This window comes from Leifsonia sp. Root4 (assembly GCF_001425085.1).
Classification (GTDB): domain Bacteria; phylum Actinomycetota; class Actinomycetes; order Actinomycetales; family Microbacteriaceae; genus Microterricola.
In genome coordinates, this window is record NZ_LMDN01000002.1 from 1 (window position 1) to 19,589 (window position 19,589).

Here is a 19,589-nt window from a genome sequence, read left to right on the forward strand (position 1 = left end):
CCCGACGCAAAACCGAGCAAGTCATACACTCCAGGCCCGAAAGCACCAGAATCCGACTCAAACCCGCAGGCGAGAAGAAGAAGAGGCAAGTGTCAATCCTAGGCGTGAAACCCCGGCACCGCAAACGCGACAACCAGAAGATTTATGGCTAAGATCCTGTTCCCGCTTGAGGCCGGCCTGCGTTTTCCGCTTCCAAACCTGTGGGGCAACAAGGAAGACATTACGCGGCATCCGCCCACCTGCGCAAAAACAGGACACCCCCGGGCGTGTCGCGCAGCGTGACGCGCAGCGTCACGAAAGGCGGCAGCCCCACCCCCGGCAGACTCAGCAACGGCCACCGCTGCTGGTGCGGTTTCGACAAGCTCAACCAGCGGAGCAAGCGCCACTACGACGAAGGCCCCGGCCCGAGCAGATGCTCAGACCGAGGCCTTCCTCAGTACAGCGGTTTCGACACGCTCAACCAACGGAGTGGTGGCGGCGCGCCAACGCTGGTTTCAACCCGCTCAACCAGCGGAGTGGTGGCGGCGCTCCAACGCTGCCCCCTCGACGTCGACGTTCGGCATGATGCGGTCGAGCCAGCGCGGAATCCACCACGCGCTCTTTCCCAGCAGGTGCATGAGCGCCGGCATCAGCAGCATGCGCACGATGAAGGCGTCGATGAGCACACCGAAGGCCAAGCCGAATCCGATCGAGCGGATCATGGTCGACTCCGAGAAGATGAATCCGCCGAACACCGACACCATGATCAGGGCTGCGGCCGTCACGACGGAACGCCCAGCGCGGAAGCCCTGCGCAACGGCATCCCGAGCATTCGCACCGTGCACGTAGGCCTCACGCATGCCGGACGCCAGGAACAGCTGGTAGTCCATGGCCAGTCCGAACAGGATTCCGATGAGGATCACCGGAAGGAAGCTGAGGATCGGTCCTGTGTTGTGCAGACCGATGATGTCGGCGAACCAGCCCCACTGGAATACCGCCACGGTGGCGCCGTAGGTCGCCAGCAGCGAGAGCACGAAGCCACCCGTTGCGATGATCGGCACCAGAATCGAGCGGAACACCAGAATCATGATGAGCAGCGACAGCCCGACAACGAGCAGCAGGTACGTCGGCAGCACGTCGAGCAGGCTCTCGGAGATATCGATGTTGATCGCCGCCTGGCCGGCAACGCCCAGCGTGATGTCACCGTTCACCGGAGGCAGGGCGCGCATCTCGCGCACCAGCGCATCCGTCGACTCCGCGTTCGGCCCCTCGGCCGGAATCACCTGGAAGGCGGCAAGGCTGTTGTCGTCGGAGACGGCGATCGGCGCGACCGCGGTCACATTGTCGAGGCCGTAGAGCTCCCGCGCGACCGCGAGTTGCGCCTCGAGCACCTCTGTGTCGCCGCTCAGCCCTTCCGGCAGCTCGGCGGTCACCAACAGGGTCGCGTTCGAACCGGCCCCGAATTGTTCGGCACTGATCGTGTAGCCGTTGTAGGTGGGAGAGCCTTCCGGCTCTGAACTGCCATCGGGCAGGCCGACGCGCATCGAGAGTGCCGGGATGGCGACGACCAGAAGCAGCGCGACACTGAGCACGGCGGTGACGACCGCGCGCCAGGTCGACATCGCCTTGACCGGCTTCTCCGTCTTCGCGCCATCGGCCAAACGCGCGCGGGCGCGGCGACCGATCAGTCGTTCGCCCGCGAGCCCCAGCAGGGCCGGGGTCATGGTGACCGCCAGCAGAACTGCGACCAAAACACAGACGGCTCCGACCGTACCCATGAGGGCGAGGAACGGCACCCCGGTCACGTTGAGCGCGAGCAGCGCCACGATCACGGTGGCACCGGCGAACACGACGGCGTTGCCCGCCGTGCCGTTGGCGAGGCCGATCGACTCACGCACCTCGGCGCCGGCGAGCAGCTGCTTGCGGTGCCTGTTGATGATGAAGAGCGAGTAGTCGATACCGACCGCGAGCCCGAGCATGACACCGAGCACCGGGGTGACGGAGGTCATCGACACGATGCCTGAGAAGGAGAGCGAGGCGAGCACTCCGATGCCGACACCGACGAGAGCGGTGATGAGCGGGAAGGAGGCAGCCAGGAGGGATCCGAGCATCACGATGAGCACGATGGCGGCCATCACCAGACCGACCGCCTCGCCGACGCCGAAGATGCTGGGCACGCTTTGGCCGATGGTGGTCGAGTAGGAGACGTCGACGCCGTCGATCGGGGATCCCGTGAAGTAGTCGATCGCTGCCGCCTTCGACGCCTCGTCGAGCTCGAGCATCGGAACGCTGAACGACACGTTGACGACGGCCGTCGAGCCATCCTCTGAGACCATGCGGATGCTCTCCGCCATCGAGAGGAGCTCGGTGCCCATCTCCGCCGTGTGCGCGCCCTCATCGAGTTCGGCCTGTTTGGCATCCAGTTCGGCGAGGCCGGCCGTGACCTGCTCTGCCTGCGAATCGAGCTGGGCCTGCTGCGCGTCCAGCTCGGCCTGCTGGGCGTCGAGCTGCTCTGTGGGCATGCCGGCGACGTCGAGTTGCGCGCGCGCATCGTCGATCTGCAGTTGTGCAGCGTCGAGCTGCGCTTGGCCGGCGTCGAGCTGAGCCTGCCCGGCCTCGAGCTGCTCGCGGCCCGCGTCGAGCTGGGCCTGTCCATCGGCGAGCTGCTGCTCGGCATCCGCCAGCTGCTGCGACTGCTCGGCCCGTTGTTCTTCGGTGGCGAAGGGATCAATCACGGTGGCGACGTCGGGCAGCGACTCGGCGCCCTCGACGAGGGCGGAGATCTCGGCCTGCTGCTCGGCAGACAGCGCCGATCCGTCGGAGGTGGAGAAGATGATCGTGCCCGATGCACCCGCGTAATCGGGAAGCTCCTCGGCCAGCGCGTCGGTGACCGCGCCGGATGCGGTTCCGGGGATGTCGAAGTTCGAGGCGAGCGAACTGAAACCGACGAGGAATGCCCCACCGGCGACGGCGAGAACGGCCAGCCAGGAGAGGATCACCAGCCAGGCGCGTCTCGCAGAGAATTTTCCAAGCCGGTACAGCAGTTCAGCCACGTCGTTCCTTCAGGTCAAGTCCGAGTTGTCACGTTACGGAACGGAGTGTCTCGTTGCAAAATCCGCTGCTCGGTTCCCAGCCCGTACCCAGCCCGGGCGGCGCGGCCGACGCCGTGTGCCCACCCGCTGCGGGTGCCGCGGCCGGCTGCACCGGAATATGGTGGGGTGCATGAGGAGCACGCGACCGGGACGAGCACGCAGCGAGAGCGCACGGCTGGCGATCATGCACGCGGCCGTGCGACTGTTGCCCGAGCTGGGGTTTTCCGGTCTCACGATCGAACGGATCGCATCAGAAGCGGGCGTCGGCAAGCAGACCATCTACCGCTGGTGGCCGTCGAAGAGTGCAATCCTCGCCGAGTGCGTGCTCGACGGACTCACACCGGGTTTCTCGCCCGTTGTCGCCAACAGCGGCGATCTCGAAGCCGATCTGACCGAATGGTTGGCCGTGCTGCAGACGGCGCTGGATGAGCCGGGGTTCCGCTCGCTCATGCGGGGCATGGTGGTCGCGGCCGTCGAAGACGACCGATTGCGCTCGGCGCTCTACGAGAACCTCGCCCTCCCGAGCGAGCCACTCCTCGTTGTGCGGCTCGAACAGGCCCGGGCGAGTGGTCAGCTCCGAGGCGCCGCGAGTCCCGGCGTGCTGGCGGAGTCACTCGTCGGCGCCGTGCTCTACCGACTGTTGGCGACCGCGGCCGATCAGAGCGTGCGCGTCGATGACCTGGTGGAGCTGGTGGTTCAGCCGCGGCCATGAGGTCCCGGTGTCACCGGGTCGCCCGCCGATTGCTTGCCGGTGATTGAGCCGGCTCAGGCGGAGGGGGCGTGCACCTTCTGCTGCGCGGCGAGGATTCCGTCGGTGATGACGAGCTCGACGGCATCCGCGGCATCGGAGAGCAGGTTCGGCAACACGGAGCGTTCGGTCGAGGAGAAGCCCTGGAGCACGAAGTCGGCCGGATCCTGCCGACCGGGCGGGCGACCGACGCCGACGCGAACGCGCACGTACTCCGGCGAGTTCGCGGCCTTGGCGATGTCGCGCAGGCCGTTGTGACCGCCGTGACCACCGCCGGACTTGAGCTTGACGGAGTCGAACGGGATGTCGAGTTCGTCGTGGACGACGATGAGGCGCTCCAGCGGCAACGAATAGAACTTCAGCAGGGCGGCGACGGGGCCACCCGAGGTGTTCATGTAGCCATTCGACTTCGCGAGCACGAGCTTGGGCCCGCCGGGGCGCAGAAAGCCCTCGGCCACCTGGGCGGGAGTCTTGTGTTTCTTGAACGTCGCGCCGAGGCGGGAGGCAAGCTCATCCACGACCATCTGGCCGACGTTGTGGCGGTGGCTGGCGTAGCCGGGCCCGGGGTTGCCGAGCCCGACCACCAACCAAGTGTTGCCGGGCACAGAGTTCACAGTTTGCTCCTTCTGTGCCCGACGAAACAGGGTGAAAATGATTACTCGGCTACTTCAGCGGTCTCGTCAGCCTTCGCTGCGGCCTGCGTGTGCACGGCGATGACGAGGGCGTCAGCGTCGGTGAGCAGCGTGGAGCCCTTGGGCAGCTCGATGTCCTTGGCGAAGACCTCTGCGCCGTCTTCGAAGCCCTCGACGTTCACGACGACGTGCGTCGGGATGTGGGTGGCCTCGGCCTCGAGCAGGAGGGTGTGCAGACCCTGGTCGACCAGGGTGCCACCGAAGGACTCGCCCTCGACGTGGATCGAGACCTCGACCTGAACCTTCTCGCCCTTGCGGACGACGATGAGGTCGATGTGCTCGATGATCTGGCGAACCGGGTCCTTCTGGACGTCCTTGACGAGGACGAGCTGGCTCTTGCCGGCGATGTCCAGGTCGAGCAGCGCGTTGGACTTGCGCAGGATCAGGCCCATCTGGTGTGCCGGAAGGGTGACGTGCTGCGGCTCGGTGCCGTGACCGTAGATGACGGCAGGGATCTTGCCGACGGCGCGGATCTTGCGGGCAGCGCCCTTGCCGAAGGACTCGCGGACCTCGGTTGCAACCTTGTCTACGTCGCTCATGATGATTCTCCTTGTGGGCCGGTGCTGATACGCACAGTGCCCAGATCGATGTCTGACCAGACCGGGGGTCTGGATTGTCAACTCGAACGCATGTCAGCGTGAGGACAAGCCGTGAAGCCCCTCCCACCGCGTCGATAACGGATGCCAGATTCACCCGTACGGGCGTTTCGAGGGGCATCCCTCGCCGAAGTTCAGTGGCCTAGTCTACCCGGGAGTTTGCGAGTTTGCTGACGCTGCCACGAGAGCGTGCTCGCAGCGCCATCCGGCGCCGGCGTCAAGCCCGATATCCTCATGACATGAGCTCCCGTCTGCACCAACTTGTGATCGAGAGTCTCGGTCAACGAGTTGTGAGTGGCGAATTGGCCGCCGGCGACACGATGCATGCCGAACACCTCGAGAATGAACTCGGTGTTTCGCGCTCCGTGGTCCGCGAAGCCGTGCGCGTGTTGGCCTCTCTCGGCCTCGTGGAATCGGTCAAGCGCATCGGCATCCGTGTGTTGCCGATGAGTTCATGGTCACTCTTCGACCCCTCCGTCATCCGTTGGCGCATCGCCTCGGAGGGCAAAGGTGCGCAACTCCGGTCGCTCACCGAGCTGCGTTCGGCGGTTGAGCCTGCCGCCGCCGAGCTGGCCGCAGAACATGCACCGGATGACACGGCGGCCGAGCTGATGGCCGTTGCCGCGCAGATGCGGGCCGTGGGCCGCTCCGGCGATCTGCAGAAGTTCCTCGAGCTCGATATCCACTTCCACAGCCTCGTGCTCTGCGCATCCGGCAACGAGATGTTCACCGAGTTGCGCGGCGTCATCGGCGCGGTGTTGCGCGGTCGCACCGACTACGGGCTGATGCCGCGGCATCCGCACGAGGAGGCGTTGCAGTGGCACGTCGACGTCGCCGATGCGATCCAGGGCCGCAGGCCGGATGCCGCGCGCGCCGCCATGGACAAGATCATGCGCCGCACCACCAACGAGGTGGAGCAGGTCTGGCAGGATCAGCCCCGCCAGTTCCTGAACGACTGACGCGGCGGTTTCGACAGGCTCAACCAGCGGGGTTTCGACAAGCTCAACCAGCGGGCTCGCTCAACCAGCGGGGCGGGGCGGATACGACGACAGGCCCAACCGGCGGGACACCCGCTGATTGAGCCTGTCGAAATCTGGACGCTAGGAGAAGCGGAGCAGAACCTTGCCGCTGGTCGCAGAATCGCGGGCAACGTCGAACGCCTCCAGCGCGTCCGCGGCGTCATACTCGTGCGTGACAACCGGCCCCACCTGCAGCGATCCGTCGGCCAGCGCCGCAATCACCTCGTCGATCTCGTCGTTGAAGCGGAACGAACCGACGAGCTCTAGCTCGCGCGTGATGGCGAGCGAGATGAGCGCCGGCTGCTCGCCGGATGGCAGCAGTCCCACCATGACGACGCGCCCGCCGCGGGTCGCGCCGCGCACCGCGGAGGCGAGTCCCCGGTAGTTGCCGGAGGTCTCGAAGGCGATGTCGGCCTGCACGGCGGCGATCGCATCGGCATCCGTCGCCACGATCGTGCGCGTCGCTCCGACCGCCGTGGCGATCTCGAGCGGCTTGTCGAACATGTCGACGGCCACGATCTCGGCGGCACCCGCGCGCTTCAGCACGGCGACGACGAGCGCGCCGATCGGCCCGCTGCCGACGACGAGCACGCGCTTGCCTGCGACATCGCCAGCCCGGGCGACGGCGTGCCAGGCCACGGCGGCCGGCTCGACCAGGGCGGCATCGCGCAGCGAGAGCCCGGCGGGCAGCGCCCGCAACATGCGCGCGGGCAACACCGCGTAGCGCGCGAACGCCCCCTCGGTGTGCGGGAAGCGCGCGGCGCTGCCGAGGTAGGTGCATCCGGGCGAGAGGTTCGGGCGGTCGGCCGGGTAGGGCGATCCGTCACCGGGTCCCGGCGTCGCCGGGTGCACGGCGACCTCGGTCCCGACTGCCGGCCCGCTGCCGTCGGCGGCCGCAACGAGCACGCGCCCGACGACCTCGTGGCCGAGCAGCATCGGCGCCATGAGCCGCGACTCCCCCGCCGCGCCGTGCTGCCAGTAGTGCAGATCGGAACCGCAGATGCCGCCGTAGGCGATTTCGACGACGGCCTCGTCGCCGGCCGGGGTGGGGACCGGCACGGATTCGATGCGCATGTCGCCCGCGCTGTGCGCGACGACGCCGAGGGTCTGGGTCGGGACAGTTTCGGTGGGGATGGTGCTCATGTGTGTCTCCCGTGTGTCGGTGCTGCTAGACGACGACGGTCATGCCGCCGTCGATGAAGACGACCTGACCGTTGACGAAGTTGGAGCCGGCAGAGGCCAGCCAGACGGCCGGGCCGACGAGGTCGTCGACGGTGCCCCAGCGGTGTGCGGGGGTGCGGCCGAGGATCCACTCGTTGAAGACGGTGTCGTCGACGAGCTTCTGGGTCATCTCGGTGTGGATGTAGCCGGGCGCGATCGCGTTGATCTGCAGGCCGTGCTCCGCCCATTCGGCCGTCATCGCACGCGTGAGGTTGCGGATGCCGCCCTTCGACGCCGTGTACGGCGCGATGGTGGGACGGGCGAGATCGGTCTGCACCGAGGCGACGTTGATGATCTTGCCCGCACCGCGCGGGATCATGTGGCGCGCGGCCTCGCGTCCGACGAGGAAGGCGCTGGTGAGGTTGGTGCGGAGCACCCGCTCCCAGTCCTCGACGTCGAGGTCGAGCATGGGAACGCGGTGCTGAACGCCGGCGTTGTTGACGAGGATGTCGAGCGGACCCACCTCGGCCTCGACCCAGTTGATTCCGGATGCCGCGGCCGCGGCATCCGTCACGTCGAAGCCGATCGCGCGCACGCGCTCCTCGCCGAACTCGGCCGCGAGTGCCACGCGGGCACCCTCCAGTCGCTGCTCGTCGAGGCCGTTGAGCACGACCGTGGCGCCCGCCGCGGCGAGGCCGCGGGCGATGGCGGAGCCGATGCCCCGGCTGGAACCGGTGACGAGGGCGACCTTGCCCGTGAGATCGAACATGTTCAGTGTCATTGCTCTCTCCGTTTCAGTGTGCCGGCGTTAGAACGTGCTGGCGATGAGGTAGATCGCGAGCGAGAAGACGAAGCCGCAGATACCGATGAGGGCCTGACCGACGGTCCACGTCTTGAGCGTCGTCTTGGTGTCCATGCCGAAGAACTTGCTGACGAGCCAGAAGCCGGAGTCGTTCACGTGACCGGCGAACACCGAGCCGGCGGCGAGGCTGAGCACGATCGCGACGGTCTGCACGGCGTTGAACTCGGGGTTTCCGAGTACGACGGGCTGGATCAGCGCGGCGGCGGTGGTGAGCGCGACGGTGGCCGAACCCTGCGCGAGGCGCACGACGGCGGCGATGACGAAGCCGGCGACGATCACGGGCAGCCCGATCGCGTCAAGCGAGTCGGCGATGGCGTTGCCGATGCCGCTGGCGCGCAGGACGCCACCGAACATGCCGCCGGCGCCGGTGATGAGGATGATGGAACAGATCGGCCCGAGCGCGCTGTCGACGACGGTCTCGACGAGCGAGCGTTCCTTCTGCTGGCGCCATCCGAGCAGCCACATGGCCAGCAGCACGGTGATGAGGAGGGCGATCGGGGTCTCGCCGAGCGCACGGAGTGCCTGGACCCAGCCGTCCTCGAGCGAGACGACGCCGGCGGTGCCGAGCATGTTGAGGCCGGTGTTGAGGAAGATGAGGCCGAGCGGGAGCAGCAGCAGGAAGACGATCGTGCCGAGCTTCGGCGAGGAGCGGAACTTGTTTTCGATCGAGTCGGCCGGGGCGTCAAGGATCGTGGGAACGGGAATGTTGAAGCGGCGGCCGAGGACGTGGCCGAAGAGGTAACCGGTGAGGTACCAGGTGGGGATCGCGACGAGCAGACCGAACACCATGACGAGTCCGACATCCGCGCCGAGCAGCCCGGTCGCGGCGACGGGGCCGGGGTGCGGCGGCACGAAGATGTGCATGACCGAGAAGGCGGCCGCGGCGGGGAACGCGTAGGTGAGCAGCGAGCCGCCGAGACGGCGGGCGACCGTGAAGATGATCGGCAGCATCACGACGAGGCCGGCATCGAAGAAGATCGGGAATCCGAACATCAGCGAGGCGATCGAGAGCGCGAGCGGGGCGCGCTTCTCACCGAAGGTCTTGATGAGCGCGTTGGTGAGCACCTCTGCACCGCCGCTGACCTCGAGCATGCGGCCGAGCATGGCGCCCAGACCGACGAGCAGCGCCACGCTGCCGAGCGTCGAGCTGAAGCCGCTCATCAGGGTCGGCACGAGGCCGACGGCCGGGATGCCGGTGGCGATCGCGGTCACGACGCTGACCACGATCAGCGCCACGAAGGCGTGAATGCGGAACTTCATAATCAACACGAGCAGCAGGGCGATCGCGCCCACCGCAACGAGCAGGAGCCCGGGTGTGTTGAGCGTCCAGTTGAGCTCGAGGTCAGTCATCGTTGTCTATTCCTTCTTGTGATTCATGTCGCACATCGGGATCAATGCGCTGGTTCCGGCGTGCGCGCGGGGGTTGCGCACGGCATGAAGTTGTGGGGGCGGCTGTTCCCGGTGATCAGACGCCGCTGGTGAGAGCGCGAAGCTCCGCGCTGACGTAGTCGACGATCTCGTCTGGGCTCTTCGTGAGGTCAACGATCACGGCACGCTCGTCGCTCTGCAGCGGTTCGAGCGTGGTGAACTGGGAGTCAAGCAAGGTGTTCGGCATGTACTCGTGCACGCGGTGGCTCTGGCGCTCGGAAATCACAGAGCGCTCCCCGTTCAAGTGTACGAAGACCGTGCTGGGAGCGTAGGCGGTCAGCTGCTCGCGATACTTGCGCTTGAGCGCAGAGCAGGCGACGACGATCGGACGGCCGTCGGCTAGTTCGGAACCGATGCGCTCGGCGATGATCTCGAGCCAGGGTGCCCGGTCCTCGTCGTTCAGCGGATTTCCTGCGGCCATCTTGGCCTTGTTCGCGCTGGGGTGCAGATCGTCACCGTCGATGAACTCGATGCCGAGCGCCTCGGCCAGTGCGGTGCCGATCGTCGACTTGCCGGAACCGGAGACGCCCATGACGATGAGTGGCGGAACGCCCGACAAGTTGCTCGCGGTCGCGTTGCTGACAGACACGGTGTTTACTCCTCAGACGCTTCATTACATCTGATTCTTCATCGATACGAGATCCATAAATCAGATTTATTACGAAAACTGTATCACGCGGTTTTACGCCCAGCTCCCCCACACGGCGCGCTCATTCGGCGTTCAGAGTGCTCCCAGAACGACTGAGTTTTCGACGCTGCCGCGCGGGTGCGCCGTCACACAACGGCCGGTTGAAACCGACGCCGCGCAGTTTTGCTACCGTGTATCGCGGGTGCATCACTCTGCACGCCATCTCCCCACTGCGCATTAGGAGTATCCCCATGTCAGAAGCTCAGGCAAACATTGGCGTGATCGGAATGGCGGTGATGGGCTCGAACCTCGCCCGCAACCTCGCCAGCCGCGAAGGCAACACGGTCGCCATCTTCAACCGTTCCGCCGAGAAGACGCGCGCCGTCACGGCTGAGTTCCCGGATGCCGGCTTCGTCGCATCCGAGACCATCGAAGAGTTCGCCGCCTCGCTGCAGAAGCCGCGCACCGCGATCATCATGGTGCAGGCCGGCCGCGCCACCGACGCCGTGATCACCCAGCTGACCGAGGTCTTCGAGCCCGGTGACATCATCGTCGACGGCGGCAACGCGCTGTTCACCGACACCATCCGCCGTGAGGCCGCCGTGCGCGCAACGGGCATCAACTTCGTCGGCGCCGGCATCTCCGGCGGCGAAGAGGGTGCACTGCTCGGGCCCTCGATCATGCCGGGCGGATCCGCAGAGGCGTGGGAGACGCTCGGCCCGATCCTCAAATCGATCGCCGCCGTCGTCGACGGTGAGCCCTGCGTCACGCACGTCGGAACCGACGGCGCCGGCCACTTCGTCAAGATGATCCACAACGGCATCGAGTACGCCGACATGCAGCTCATCGCCGAGGCGTATGACCTGATCCGTCGCGGAACCGGCAAGACCCCCGCCGAGATCGCCGACATCTTCGCCGAGTGGAACACGGGCGATCTCGAGAGCTACCTGATCGAGATCACCGCCGAGGTCCTGAAGCAGATCGACCCACAGACCGGCGCCCCGCTCGTCGACGTCATCCTCGACCAGGCCGGTTCCAAGGGCACCGGCGTGTGGACCGTGCAGACGGCCCTCGACCTCGGCATCCCCGTCTCGGGCATCGCCGAGGCTGTGTTCGCCCGCTCGCTCTCGTCGAAGCCGGCACAGCGCGCCGCGGCATCCGTGCTCCCCGGCCCGGACGGCGACTTCGTCGTCGCCGATGCCGACGCCTTCGTCGAGGACGTGCGCCTGGCCCTCTACGCCTCGAAGGTCATCGCCTACTCGCAGGGATTCGACGCCATCGTCGCCGGCGCCGAGCAGTACGGCTGGGACATCAAGAAGGGTGAGATCGCCAAGATCTGGCGCGGCGGCTGCATCATCCGGGCCCGCTTCCTCAACCGCATCACCGAGGCATACGCCGAGAACCCCGCACTCGTGGCCCTGGTCACAGCGCCGTTCTTCGTCGACGTGATGACCAGCACGCAGGCGGCCTGGCGCCGAGTCGTCGTGGCCGCGGCAGAGGCGGGCATCCCCTCGCCCGCATTCTCGTCCTCGCTCGCGTACTACGACGGGCTGCGCGCAGAGCGCCTTCCGGCCGCGCTCGTGCAGGGCCAGCGCGACTTCTTCGGTGCGCACACCTACAAGCGCGTCGACCAGGACGGCACCTTCCACACGCTGTGGTCGGGCGACCGCAGCGAGATCCAGGCCGTCGACTCTCACTGACTCGACGCCCACTGATCGGGCCCGTCGCCAGCGCAGAACGCGCCGTCTCACTCGGTGAGGCGGCGCGTTTCGCCGTTCAGGCGTCGGTGCGACGTCGAGCCAGACGGATGCCGCGCGCGGCGAGCCCGATGCCCAGCACGAGCGCCGCGATCAGCACTCCCTGCCACGGCAGGGTGAATGCCAGCAGCGCGCAGCCGAACGCGCCGGCGATCGGCACCGCTCGGCTCAGCCAGCGCTCCGTGCGCGGCTGCCGCAGCGCGGCCAGGTGCGCGATGGCGTAGTAGACGAGCACGCACGTCGCCGAGAAGCCGACGAGCCAGGCCGGGTCGAGCAGCAGCACGGCCGCAATCGCGAGCGCGGCGACGCCCGCCTCGGCGACCACGGGCGAGCTCGTGCGCGCCGAGACACGGCTGAGCGCGCCGGGCAGCTCGCTGTCCCGCGCCATGGCGAGGCCCGTGCGGCTGAGGCCGGCCAGGATGCCGAGCAGCGAGCCGAGGCAGGCCAGCGCCGCGACGAGGCTGACGACGAGCACCCAGCCGCCGGCCGCACCGGCCGTGTCTGGTTCGCTCGGTGCGCCCGTGACGACCGCGGCGAGCTCGGCCAGCGGAGACGCGGAGCGCGCGAGCCGGTCTGGTCCGAGCACGAGAACGCAGGCGGTCCCGACGGCCGCGTAGAGCACCAGCGCGACACCGAGTGCTGCCAGGATGGCGCGCGGCAGGGTGTGCCGCGGGTCTCTGGCCTCCTCGCCGAGCGTCGCCATGCGCGCATAGCCGGCGAAGCAGAAGAACAACAGCCCGGCCGATTGCAGGATGCCGAGCCAGCCGGCATCCGCCCCGCCGAACTCGCCGATCGGCGCGCCGACCGCCTGGCCTCCCCCGGAAAGCCAGAGCGCCACGAGCAGCAGCAGTGCGCTGAGCCCGGCGAGCACGACGGCGACGACGGTGGCGCTGACTCTGGCCGTGCTGCGCACCCCGAGGGCGTTGACGGTGCCGAGCACGAGGATCACGGCAATGGCCACGAGCCGCTCATGGCCCGGCCACAGGTAGCCGCCGGCGATGAGGGCGATCGCCCCGGCCGACGCCGTCTTGCCTGCGAGGAAGAGCCAGCCGGCCGAGAAGCCCCACCACGGCCCGAGGAGTGCTCGCCCGTAGGCGTATGCGCCGCCGGAGACCGGGTGCGCCATGGCGAGTTGGGCCGAGCTCAGCGCGTTCAGCGTGGCCACAACGGCGGCGATCAACAGCCCGATGAGCAGTCCGGACCCGGCGACCGCGGCGGCGGGTGCCCAGACGAAGAAGACTCCCGCGCCGACCATCGAGGCCAGGCCGATGGCCATGGCTCCGGGAATGCCGAGGTGCCGTTGCAGCGTGTTCACCCGCTGATCGTAGCGAAACGGGGTGAACGGCCAGTGACGAATGGCCGGTGGCGAATGGCCGGTGGCGCCGCCCGGCATCCGCAATACTGGAAGCCGGCAAGCAACGAGGAGCATCGAATGCAGAACCCCCGGTGGCGACAGCAGGGCGAAGAGCCCGACTACCGCTTCACGCTCGCGAATGAGCGCACCTTCCTCGCTTGGATCCGCACCGCGCTCGCCCTCTTGGCCGGTGGCGTGCTGCTGCACCAGTTCTCGAATTCTCTCGGCCCACGCTGGGTCGTGGTCGCCCTCGCCGTGCTGCTGGCCGTGATCGGAGCCGTGCTCAGCGTGATCGCGTACACCCGCTGGCGCGCGAACGAGATCGCGATGCGCACCGGTGAGCCGCTGCCGTTCACGCTGTTGCTGCCGCTGCTGGCGGGATTCTCGCTGGTCGCTGCCGCCGTCATCGCCGTGCTCATGGTCTTCGGCTAACCCTCGATGAGCAGCGCGAACCCAGCCGCTCGCCCGCCGCGCGACCCCGGCCTGCAGCCGGAGCGCACGGCGCTGGCGTGGAACCGCACGGCGCTGGCCGTCGCGGTGAACGGCGTGCTCGTGCTGCGCGCCGGCATGGTCGGCAACGCTCCGCTGTTCCTCGGCGTGGGGGCCATGCTGTTGCTCGCCGCCGCGGGCGCGACCGCTTACTCCTCGGTGCGCAAACGCCAGCTGCTGCGTGCGGTCGGCACTCCCCCGACGAGCAGCGCAACGGCGCTGGCCCTGGCAGCGCTCGTGGCGCTGCTGGCCAGCGGCGCCGGCATCGCATCGATCCTGACCATCCGCTGACGAACCGACGGCCCCCGCCTCTCATGCCGGGCTCGCTCGAGTCGCGCGTGCGAACCGACGCGCGCGAGCTGAGATGATGGAAGCGATGACCAACTATCCAGAGCTCGCCATTCACGACGACGACGATTCTCGGCCACTGCACGGCAATCGGCGCAGACGGCTGACCCAGATCGTTGTGCTGCTCTGCGTGCTCGGCCTGGTTCTGCCGACGATCCTCACGACCGTCGGCGTGTCGACGGCGACCGCCGATAGGGCCTGCCAGGTGACCGTCGCCACCCTTGTGCCGGATGCCGGCGGCTCGCGCTCCGGATTCGAGCTGTTCGGCGAGGGCGGCCCCGGCTGGCAGTGCTACTCGCTCAACCAGAGCGGAGCGGAGCGGCACCTCGCACCGCTCGGGTTCCTGCCCGGGGTCCCGTCCGGGATCGTGCGCGGCCAGCAGAGCTAGCGCACCCTCACCTTCTCCTCTAGTCGCTCGGGAACACCCGCTTGTAGCGGCGCCCGTCCGGCAGCTCCACGGTCTGCGCCTCGAGCTGGCCGCGGGACACCCGCAGATAGATCGCCTGCACGGTGACGCCGAGTTTCTCTGCCGCCTCGGCCACCGAGAGTCCGGGCAGATCGGTGGGCTTGGCGCTTGGGCGGGCCGAGCGCTTGCGACCGGCCTCGTGTCTGGCGGCGATCTCCTCGTCGCTGCCCTGCCACCGCGCCTTTGCGGCGGCGGGGCTGAGCCGCGCGGCCTCTCCCAGCCGGTCCCAGCTCACGCCGGATGCGACCGCCTGTCGGACGGCGGCGAGCGTTGCCGGTTCAGCCTCGAGCGCGGCAAGCAGGCCGCGCATGGCGGCGAGGCGGTCGAGAGCGGCGGCCGCGGCATCCGGTGATGCGCCGGCGTTTGGTTCCGTGTCGAGTGAGAGCAGCAGCTCGAGAGCCGCGCGGGTGTCGGGGGCGAGGAAGGCGATGGCGGGCTCCGGAAGGTTGCAGGGCGAACGACTCTGCGCCGAGTTTAGCCGGGCGGATGCCGACGGCATCCGATCGAGAGTGCAGGAATTGCGCAGTGTCGGGCGAGAAGTGCGCAAATACTGCACTCTCGGCGTGGGCCGGATGCCGAGGCGGCGTGCGGAGGAGCGCGGCGAGGCTGGCGCCCGGCGACAGCGGCTCAAGGAGCAGCCGAGCAGAGGCGGGCGCTTCCCACGGCGGCTGAAGGAGCGCCAGCGACTGAAGCCCTGAGACATGCGGCTGCTTCGGGCGCCGCGGTTGAGCAGACGGAGCGGGTCAGACTCTGCTCAGGGGCGTGCGTGCGGGCGGAGGCGCACCAGCATCGGTGGCGGTTCCCGGGGTTGCCTGAGTACTGGCTGCCGCCTTTCTTGCCGCTGGCGCGACGAGCCTTTCGCCGCCTGATAAAAGGCGCGCAGCGCTCTTTTCTATGCCGCGCCGTCGAACATGCTCGTGACGGAGCCGTCTTCGAAGACCTCGTGGATGGCGCGGGCCAGCATCGGAGCGATGGGCAGCACCGTGAGGCGGTCCCACTGCTTGTCGGCGGACAACGGCAGGGTGTCGGTGACGACGACCTCGTCGATGAAGTCGCTCTGCAGCAGCTGGGTCGCCGGGTCGCTGAAGACGGCGTGCGTCGCGGCGACGACGACGCCGATGGCGCCGGCGGCCTTGAGCGCCTCGGCGGCCTTGACGATGGTGCGGCCGGTGTCGATGAGGTCATCGACGAGCAGGCAGACGCGACCCTCGACCGGGCCGATGATCTCGTGCACCGAGACCTGGTTCGGCACCAGCGGGTCGCGGCGCTTGTGGATGATGGCCAGCGGGGCGCCGAGCTTGTCGCTCCAGATGTCGGCGACGCGCACGCGGCCCATGTCCGGGGAGACGACCGTGAGGGTCGAGGGGTCGAGCTTCTGCTGGAAGTGCTTGAGCAGCACCGGCATGGCAAAGAGGTGGTCGACGGGGCCGTCGAAGAAGCCCTGGATCTGGGCCGCGTGCAGGTCGACGCTCATGATGCGGTCGGCACCTGCTGCCTTGAACAGATCGGCGACGAGACGGGCGGAGATCGGCTCGCGGCCGCGGCCCTTCTTGTCCTGGCGGGCGTAGGGATAGAACGGGGCGACGACGGTGATGCGCTTGGCCGATGCACGCTTGAGCGCGTCGACCATGATGAGCTGCTCCATCAGCCACTCGTTGATCGGGGCCGTGTGCGACTGGATCACGAAGGCGTCGCAGCCGCGAACACTCTCGTCGTAGCGGGTGTAGAGCTCGCCGTTGGCGAAGGTCCTGGCATCCGTCGGCACCAGCTCGGAACCGAGCTCAGACGCGATGTCGAGTGCAAGCTGCGGGTGCGCGCGCCCCGACACGAGAACGAGGCGCTTTTCTCCGCTGGACTTGATTCCGGACACGTGTGGTCTCGCTCTCCCCGACGGCTGGCCGTCGATTTTGTTGTGTTGGGTGCTGCGGTGATGCTGCGGTGCGTGGCGTTACGCCGAAGCGGCCTGCGCCGCGTCATCCGCAGCACTGCCAGCACGGTTGGCGTGAACCCAACCGTCCATGTTGCGCTGCGGGGCGACGTTGATGGCCAGGGCACCGGCAGGCACGTTCTTGCGAACGACAGTTCCGGCACCCGTGTACGCTCCGTCACCAATTGTAATCGGCGCGACGAAGACCCCGTGCGACCCGGTGCGCACATGCGACCCGATCCGCGAGGAGTGCTTGTTGACGCCGTCGTAGTTGGCGAAGATCGATCCGGCGCCGATGTTGGAGTGCTCGCCGATCGTGGCATCGCCGACGTAACTCAGGTGCGGAACCTTGCTGCCCGTGCCGATCTTCGCGTTCTTCGTCTCGACGAAGGCGCCGATCTTGCCGTCGGCGCCGAGGCTGGTGCCCGGGCGCAGGAAGGCGAATGGTCCGACGGTTGCCGCGGCGCCGACCACCGCGAGCGTGGCGTCGCTGCGGCGCACCTCGGCGCCTTCGCCGATCTCGCAGTCGCGCAGGGTCGTGTCCGGGCCGATGATCGCGCCGGTCTCGACGACCGTGGCGCCGAGGATCTGAGTGCCGGGCAGCACGGTGACGTCGGGGGCGAGCTTCGCCTTGAGGTCGATCCAGGTGCTCGCCGGGTCCTGGATGGTGACGCCGGCCAGCTGCCAGCCGCGCACGATGAGTGCGTTCAGACGCAGCCCCGCCTCGGCGAGCTGGGCGCGGTCGTTGACGCCGGCGACGAGCCACGCCTCGGCGACCGGAACGGCGCTGACGTCGGAACCGGCGGCGCGCAGCAATCCGATCACGTCGGTCAGGTACTTCTCGCCCTGGGCGTTGTCTGTGGTCAGCTTGCCGAGCTGCTCGCGCAGCGCTGCGGCAGAGAATACGTAGATTCCGGCGTTGCCCTCGCCGATGGTGAGCTGCTCCGGCGTCGCATCCTTCTGCTCGACGATGCCGTCGAATGCGCCCGATTCGCCGCGCACAATGCGGCCGTAGCCGGTCGCGTCGTCGTAGACGGCCGACATCACGGTGGCGGATGCCGCGCTGGCACGGTGGGCGGCCACGAACTGCGCGAGCGTCTCGGCGTCGAGCAGCGGCACGTCGCCGTTGACGACGAGCACGTCGCCGTCGAAGTCCTCTGGCAGAGCCGTCATGGCCTGCTCGACGGCGCGACCGGTGCCCGGGATCTCGTCCTGGTCGACGATGATGCTCTCGGGGAGCTGGGCGGAGACGACCTCGACGACCCGGTCACGCTCGTAACGCACGACGGTCACGACGCTCTGCGCGTCCAGTGCGGCGGCGGTGGCGAGCACGTGGCTGACCAGTGGCAGGCCAGCGATCGGGTGCAGAAGCTTCGGGAGCGAGGACTTCATTCGGGTGCCCTGCCCTGCCGCGAGGACGACGATGGCCAGCTTCTGATCGGTCATGAAGACGACCCTCTCTCTCAAACGTGAGTGCTCCGCCGCCAGGACTCGAACCTAGACCTAACAGCTCCAAAGGCTGTCGTGCTGCCATTACACCACGGCGGAATGCGCAGAATCGGATTCCGCGCGCCCTCCAGTCTGCCAGATCGAGCCTTCGCTTTTTGACGTCGCTGCACAGTCGTTTCGCGTCTCCGTGCGTCGGGCGGCCGGCATCCGCCCGCGATAATAGGAGAATGCCCACGAGTGATGAAGTCGACCGCATCGTCGATGCGTGGCTGCGCGAGCGCCCCGATCTGGATTTCGCGCCGCTGCAGGTGCTCTCCCGTGTCGGCCGGCTGGCCAAGCACCTCGACCGGGCCCGGCGCACCGCCTTCGCGCTCTCCGAGCTCGAATCCTCGGAGTTCGATGTGCTCTCGGCGCTCCGTCGCGCAGGCAGCCCGTTCCAGCTCTCCCCCAAGCAGTTGTTGCAGCAGACCCTGGTCTCCAGCGGCACCATGACGAACCGCATCGACCGCCTCGTCACCCGGGAGCTCGTGCAACGCCGCACCGACCCGAACGACGGCCGCGGCATCCTGGTCGTGATGACCCCGGCCGGTCTCAGCCGGGTGGATGCCGCCATCACCCGCCTCGTCGACGCCGAGGCCGAGCTGCTCGGCGCCCTCAGCGCACCGGAGCAGGAACGTCTCGCCGGCCTGCTCCGCAAGCTCAGCCTCGACTTCGACTGAGCGCCAGACACCCGCACCCACTCGGAGGATCGCATGACCGAACCACGCGTGCTGCCGAATGAGACGACGGTTCCCCTGCTGCCGTGTGCCTTCGTCGACGAGACGCTCGAGTTCTACCAGGCGCTCGGCTTCGAGGTGACATACCGGATGACGAAGCCGTACCTGTACCTCGCGTTCCGGTTCAGCGGCATCGACCTGCACTTCGGCAAGCCACCGACCAGCTACGACCCCGCCCGTGACGACGGAGGCGGCTGCCTCGTGCTGGTCGACGCCGTCGCCCCGTACCACGCAGCGTTCTCGGCCGCGCTGCGCGCGACATACGGCAAGGTGCTGGGCACCGGCCAGCCGCGAATCACGCGCTTCCGGCCGGGTGCGTCACGGTTCACGGTGGTCGATCCCTCCGGAAATTCCCTGATCTTCATCCAACGCGACGAGCCCAAGGACCTCGAGTACGGCGGTGCGGCCGGGCTCACTGGGCTGGCGAAGGCACTCGACAATGCGCGCATCCTGCGGGAGTTCAAGGATGACGACCGTGCGGCGCTCCGGTCCATCACCTCGGGGCTGCGACGCCATCGGGACGGCGCGACGGCGCTCGATCAGGCGCTGGCATTCGCGAACCTCATCGAGCTCGCCACGGAGCTGAACGAACCGGAGCCGATCGACGGCTGGCTCACCGAACTCCGCGCGATCACGCTCAGCGACACCGAGTGGCAGCGACTCGCCGGCGAGCTGCCCGCCGTCGCGAGCCGGGTGCGCCCCGCCGCTGAGTGAGCGATCCGCCCGCTGCTTGAGCGATCCACCCGCTGATCGAGCGATCCACCCGCTGCTTGAGCGATTCACCCCGCTGATTGAGCGACCCACCCCGCTGATTGAGC

The 19,589-nt window shown here is 68.0% G+C and carries 19 protein-coding genes and 1 tRNA gene; 8 read left to right on the forward strand and 12 right to left on the reverse strand.

Annotated elements, in window-relative coordinates; translation table 11 throughout:
• Positions 1 to 503: 503 nt before the first annotated feature.
• Entirely contained in the window at positions 504 to 3,032 is a 2,529-nt protein-coding gene (locus ASC66_RS06130; RefSeq protein ID WP_055836481.1) for an MMPL family transporter, read from the reverse strand.
• Positions 3,033 to 3,201: 169 nt separating this feature from the next.
• Between ASC66_RS06130 and ASC66_RS06135 the strand changes: the two genes are divergently transcribed.
• The gene (locus tag ASC66_RS06135; protein WP_162243478.1) at positions 3,202 to 3,783 is read left to right on the forward strand and encodes a TetR/AcrR family transcriptional regulator; all 582 of its coding nucleotides are present in this window, start codon (positions 3,202 to 3,204) and stop codon (positions 3,781 to 3,783) included.
• 53 nt (positions 3,784 to 3,836) lie between these two features.
• Here the strand turns inward: ASC66_RS06135 and pth are convergent, their stop codons facing one another.
• The gene (gene pth, locus ASC66_RS06140; protein ID WP_055838242.1) at positions 3,837 to 4,424 is read right to left on the reverse strand and encodes an aminoacyl-tRNA hydrolase; all 588 of its coding nucleotides are present in this window, start codon (positions 4,422 to 4,424) and stop codon (positions 3,837 to 3,839) included.
• Between the two features lie 50 nt (positions 4,425 to 4,474).
• Positions 4,475 to 5,050, reverse strand: coding sequence for a 50S ribosomal protein L25/general stress protein Ctc (locus ASC66_RS06145; protein WP_055836486.1), 576 nt, complete (start codon positions 5,048 to 5,050; stop codon positions 4,475 to 4,477).
• Positions 5,051 to 5,346: 296 nt separating this feature from the next.
• On the opposite strand from ASC66_RS06145, the gene ASC66_RS06150 reads away from it, so the two are divergent.
• Entirely contained in the window at positions 5,347 to 6,066 is a 720-nt protein-coding gene (locus tag ASC66_RS06150) for a FadR/GntR family transcriptional regulator (RefSeq protein WP_055836488.1), read from the forward strand.
• A gap of 141 nt (positions 6,067 to 6,207) precedes the next feature.
• On the opposite strand, the gene ASC66_RS06155 is transcribed toward ASC66_RS06150, so the two are convergent.
• The 4 genes from ASC66_RS06155 to ASC66_RS06170 form a co-directional block, all read right to left on the reverse strand.
• A complete protein-coding gene (locus tag ASC66_RS06155; RefSeq protein WP_055836491.1) occupies positions 6,208 to 7,269 on the reverse strand; it encodes an L-idonate 5-dehydrogenase in 1,062 nt (353 codons plus the stop codon).
• Between the two features lie 25 nt (positions 7,270 to 7,294).
• Entirely contained in the window at positions 7,295 to 8,068 is a 774-nt protein-coding gene (locus ASC66_RS06160; protein WP_055836499.1) for an SDR family oxidoreductase, read from the reverse strand.
• A gap of 27 nt (positions 8,069 to 8,095) precedes the next feature.
• A complete protein-coding gene (locus ASC66_RS06165; RefSeq protein WP_055836501.1) occupies positions 8,096 to 9,499 on the reverse strand; it encodes a GntP family permease in 1,404 nt (467 codons plus the stop codon).
• 115 nt (positions 9,500 to 9,614) lie between these two features.
• Positions 9,615 to 10,166 carry a gluconokinase gene (locus ASC66_RS06170; RefSeq protein ID WP_353612517.1) on the reverse strand — a complete coding sequence of 184 codons (552 nt, stop codon included), beginning with the start codon at positions 10,164 to 10,166 and terminating at the stop codon, positions 9,615 to 9,617.
• Positions 10,167 to 10,456: 290 nt separating this feature from the next.
• Between ASC66_RS06170 and gnd the strand changes: the two genes are divergently transcribed.
• Positions 10,457 to 11,905, forward strand: coding sequence for an NADP-dependent phosphogluconate dehydrogenase (gene gnd, locus ASC66_RS06175; protein WP_055836504.1), 1,449 nt, complete (start codon positions 10,457 to 10,459; stop codon positions 11,903 to 11,905).
• A 76-nt stretch (positions 11,906 to 11,981) separates the two neighbouring features.
• On the opposite strand, the gene ASC66_RS06180 is transcribed toward gnd, so the two are convergent.
• Complete coding sequence (locus tag ASC66_RS06180; protein ID WP_055838247.1) at positions 11,982 to 13,277, reverse strand: APC family permease; 1,296 nt, start codon at positions 13,275 to 13,277, stop codon at positions 11,982 to 11,984.
• A 117-nt stretch (positions 13,278 to 13,394) separates the two neighbouring features.
• Between ASC66_RS06180 and ASC66_RS06185 the strand changes: the two genes are divergently transcribed.
• The 3 genes from ASC66_RS06185 (at position 13,395) to ASC66_RS06195 (ending at position 14,541) form a co-directional block, all read left to right on the forward strand.
• Complete coding sequence (locus tag ASC66_RS06185) at positions 13,395 to 13,748, forward strand: YidH family protein (protein ID WP_055836506.1); 354 nt, start codon at positions 13,395 to 13,397, stop codon at positions 13,746 to 13,748.
• A gap of 6 nt (positions 13,749 to 13,754) precedes the next feature.
• Positions 13,755 to 14,096: a DUF202 domain-containing protein gene (locus tag ASC66_RS06190; RefSeq protein ID WP_055836509.1), complete on the forward strand. Its 342-nt coding sequence runs from the start codon at positions 13,755 to 13,757 to the stop codon at positions 14,094 to 14,096.
• Positions 14,097 to 14,181: 85 nt separating this feature from the next.
• Positions 14,182 to 14,541, forward strand: coding sequence for a hypothetical protein (locus ASC66_RS06195; protein WP_055836511.1), 360 nt, complete (start codon positions 14,182 to 14,184; stop codon positions 14,539 to 14,541).
• Positions 14,542 to 14,560: 19 nt separating this feature from the next.
• Here the strand turns inward: ASC66_RS06195 and ASC66_RS06200 are convergent, their stop codons facing one another.
• From ASC66_RS06200 to ASC66_RS06215, 4 genes are all read right to left on the reverse strand, one after another.
• Positions 14,561 to 15,118 (reverse strand): hypothetical protein, encoded by a 558-nt coding sequence (locus tag ASC66_RS06200; protein WP_055836514.1) that lies wholly within the window; start codon positions 15,116 to 15,118, stop codon positions 14,561 to 14,563.
• A 393-nt stretch (positions 15,119 to 15,511) separates the two neighbouring features.
• Positions 15,512 to 16,489, reverse strand: coding sequence for a ribose-phosphate diphosphokinase (locus tag ASC66_RS06205; RefSeq protein ID WP_055836517.1), 978 nt, complete (start codon positions 16,487 to 16,489; stop codon positions 15,512 to 15,514).
• Between the two features lie 78 nt (positions 16,490 to 16,567).
• Complete coding sequence (glmU, locus tag ASC66_RS06210; protein WP_055836520.1) at positions 16,568 to 17,992, reverse strand: bifunctional UDP-N-acetylglucosamine diphosphorylase/glucosamine-1-phosphate N-acetyltransferase GlmU; 1,425 nt, start codon at positions 17,990 to 17,992, stop codon at positions 16,568 to 16,570.
• Positions 17,993 to 18,022: 30 nt separating this feature from the next.
• Positions 18,023 to 18,094: transfer RNA gene (locus tag ASC66_RS06215), tRNA-Gln, on the reverse strand.
• 128 nt (positions 18,095 to 18,222) lie between these two features.
• Between ASC66_RS06215 and ASC66_RS06220 the strand changes: the two genes are divergently transcribed.
• Positions 18,223 to 18,714 (forward strand): MarR family winged helix-turn-helix transcriptional regulator, encoded by a 492-nt coding sequence (locus ASC66_RS06220; RefSeq protein ID WP_055836523.1) that lies wholly within the window; start codon positions 18,223 to 18,225, stop codon positions 18,712 to 18,714.
• A 33-nt stretch (positions 18,715 to 18,747) separates the two neighbouring features.
• Positions 18,748 to 19,485, forward strand: a complete 738-nt coding sequence (locus ASC66_RS06225) for a DUF8817 family protein (RefSeq protein ID WP_055836527.1) — start codon at positions 18,748 to 18,750, stop codon at positions 19,483 to 19,485.
• The last annotated feature ends 104 nt before the right edge of the window (positions 19,486 to 19,589 follow it).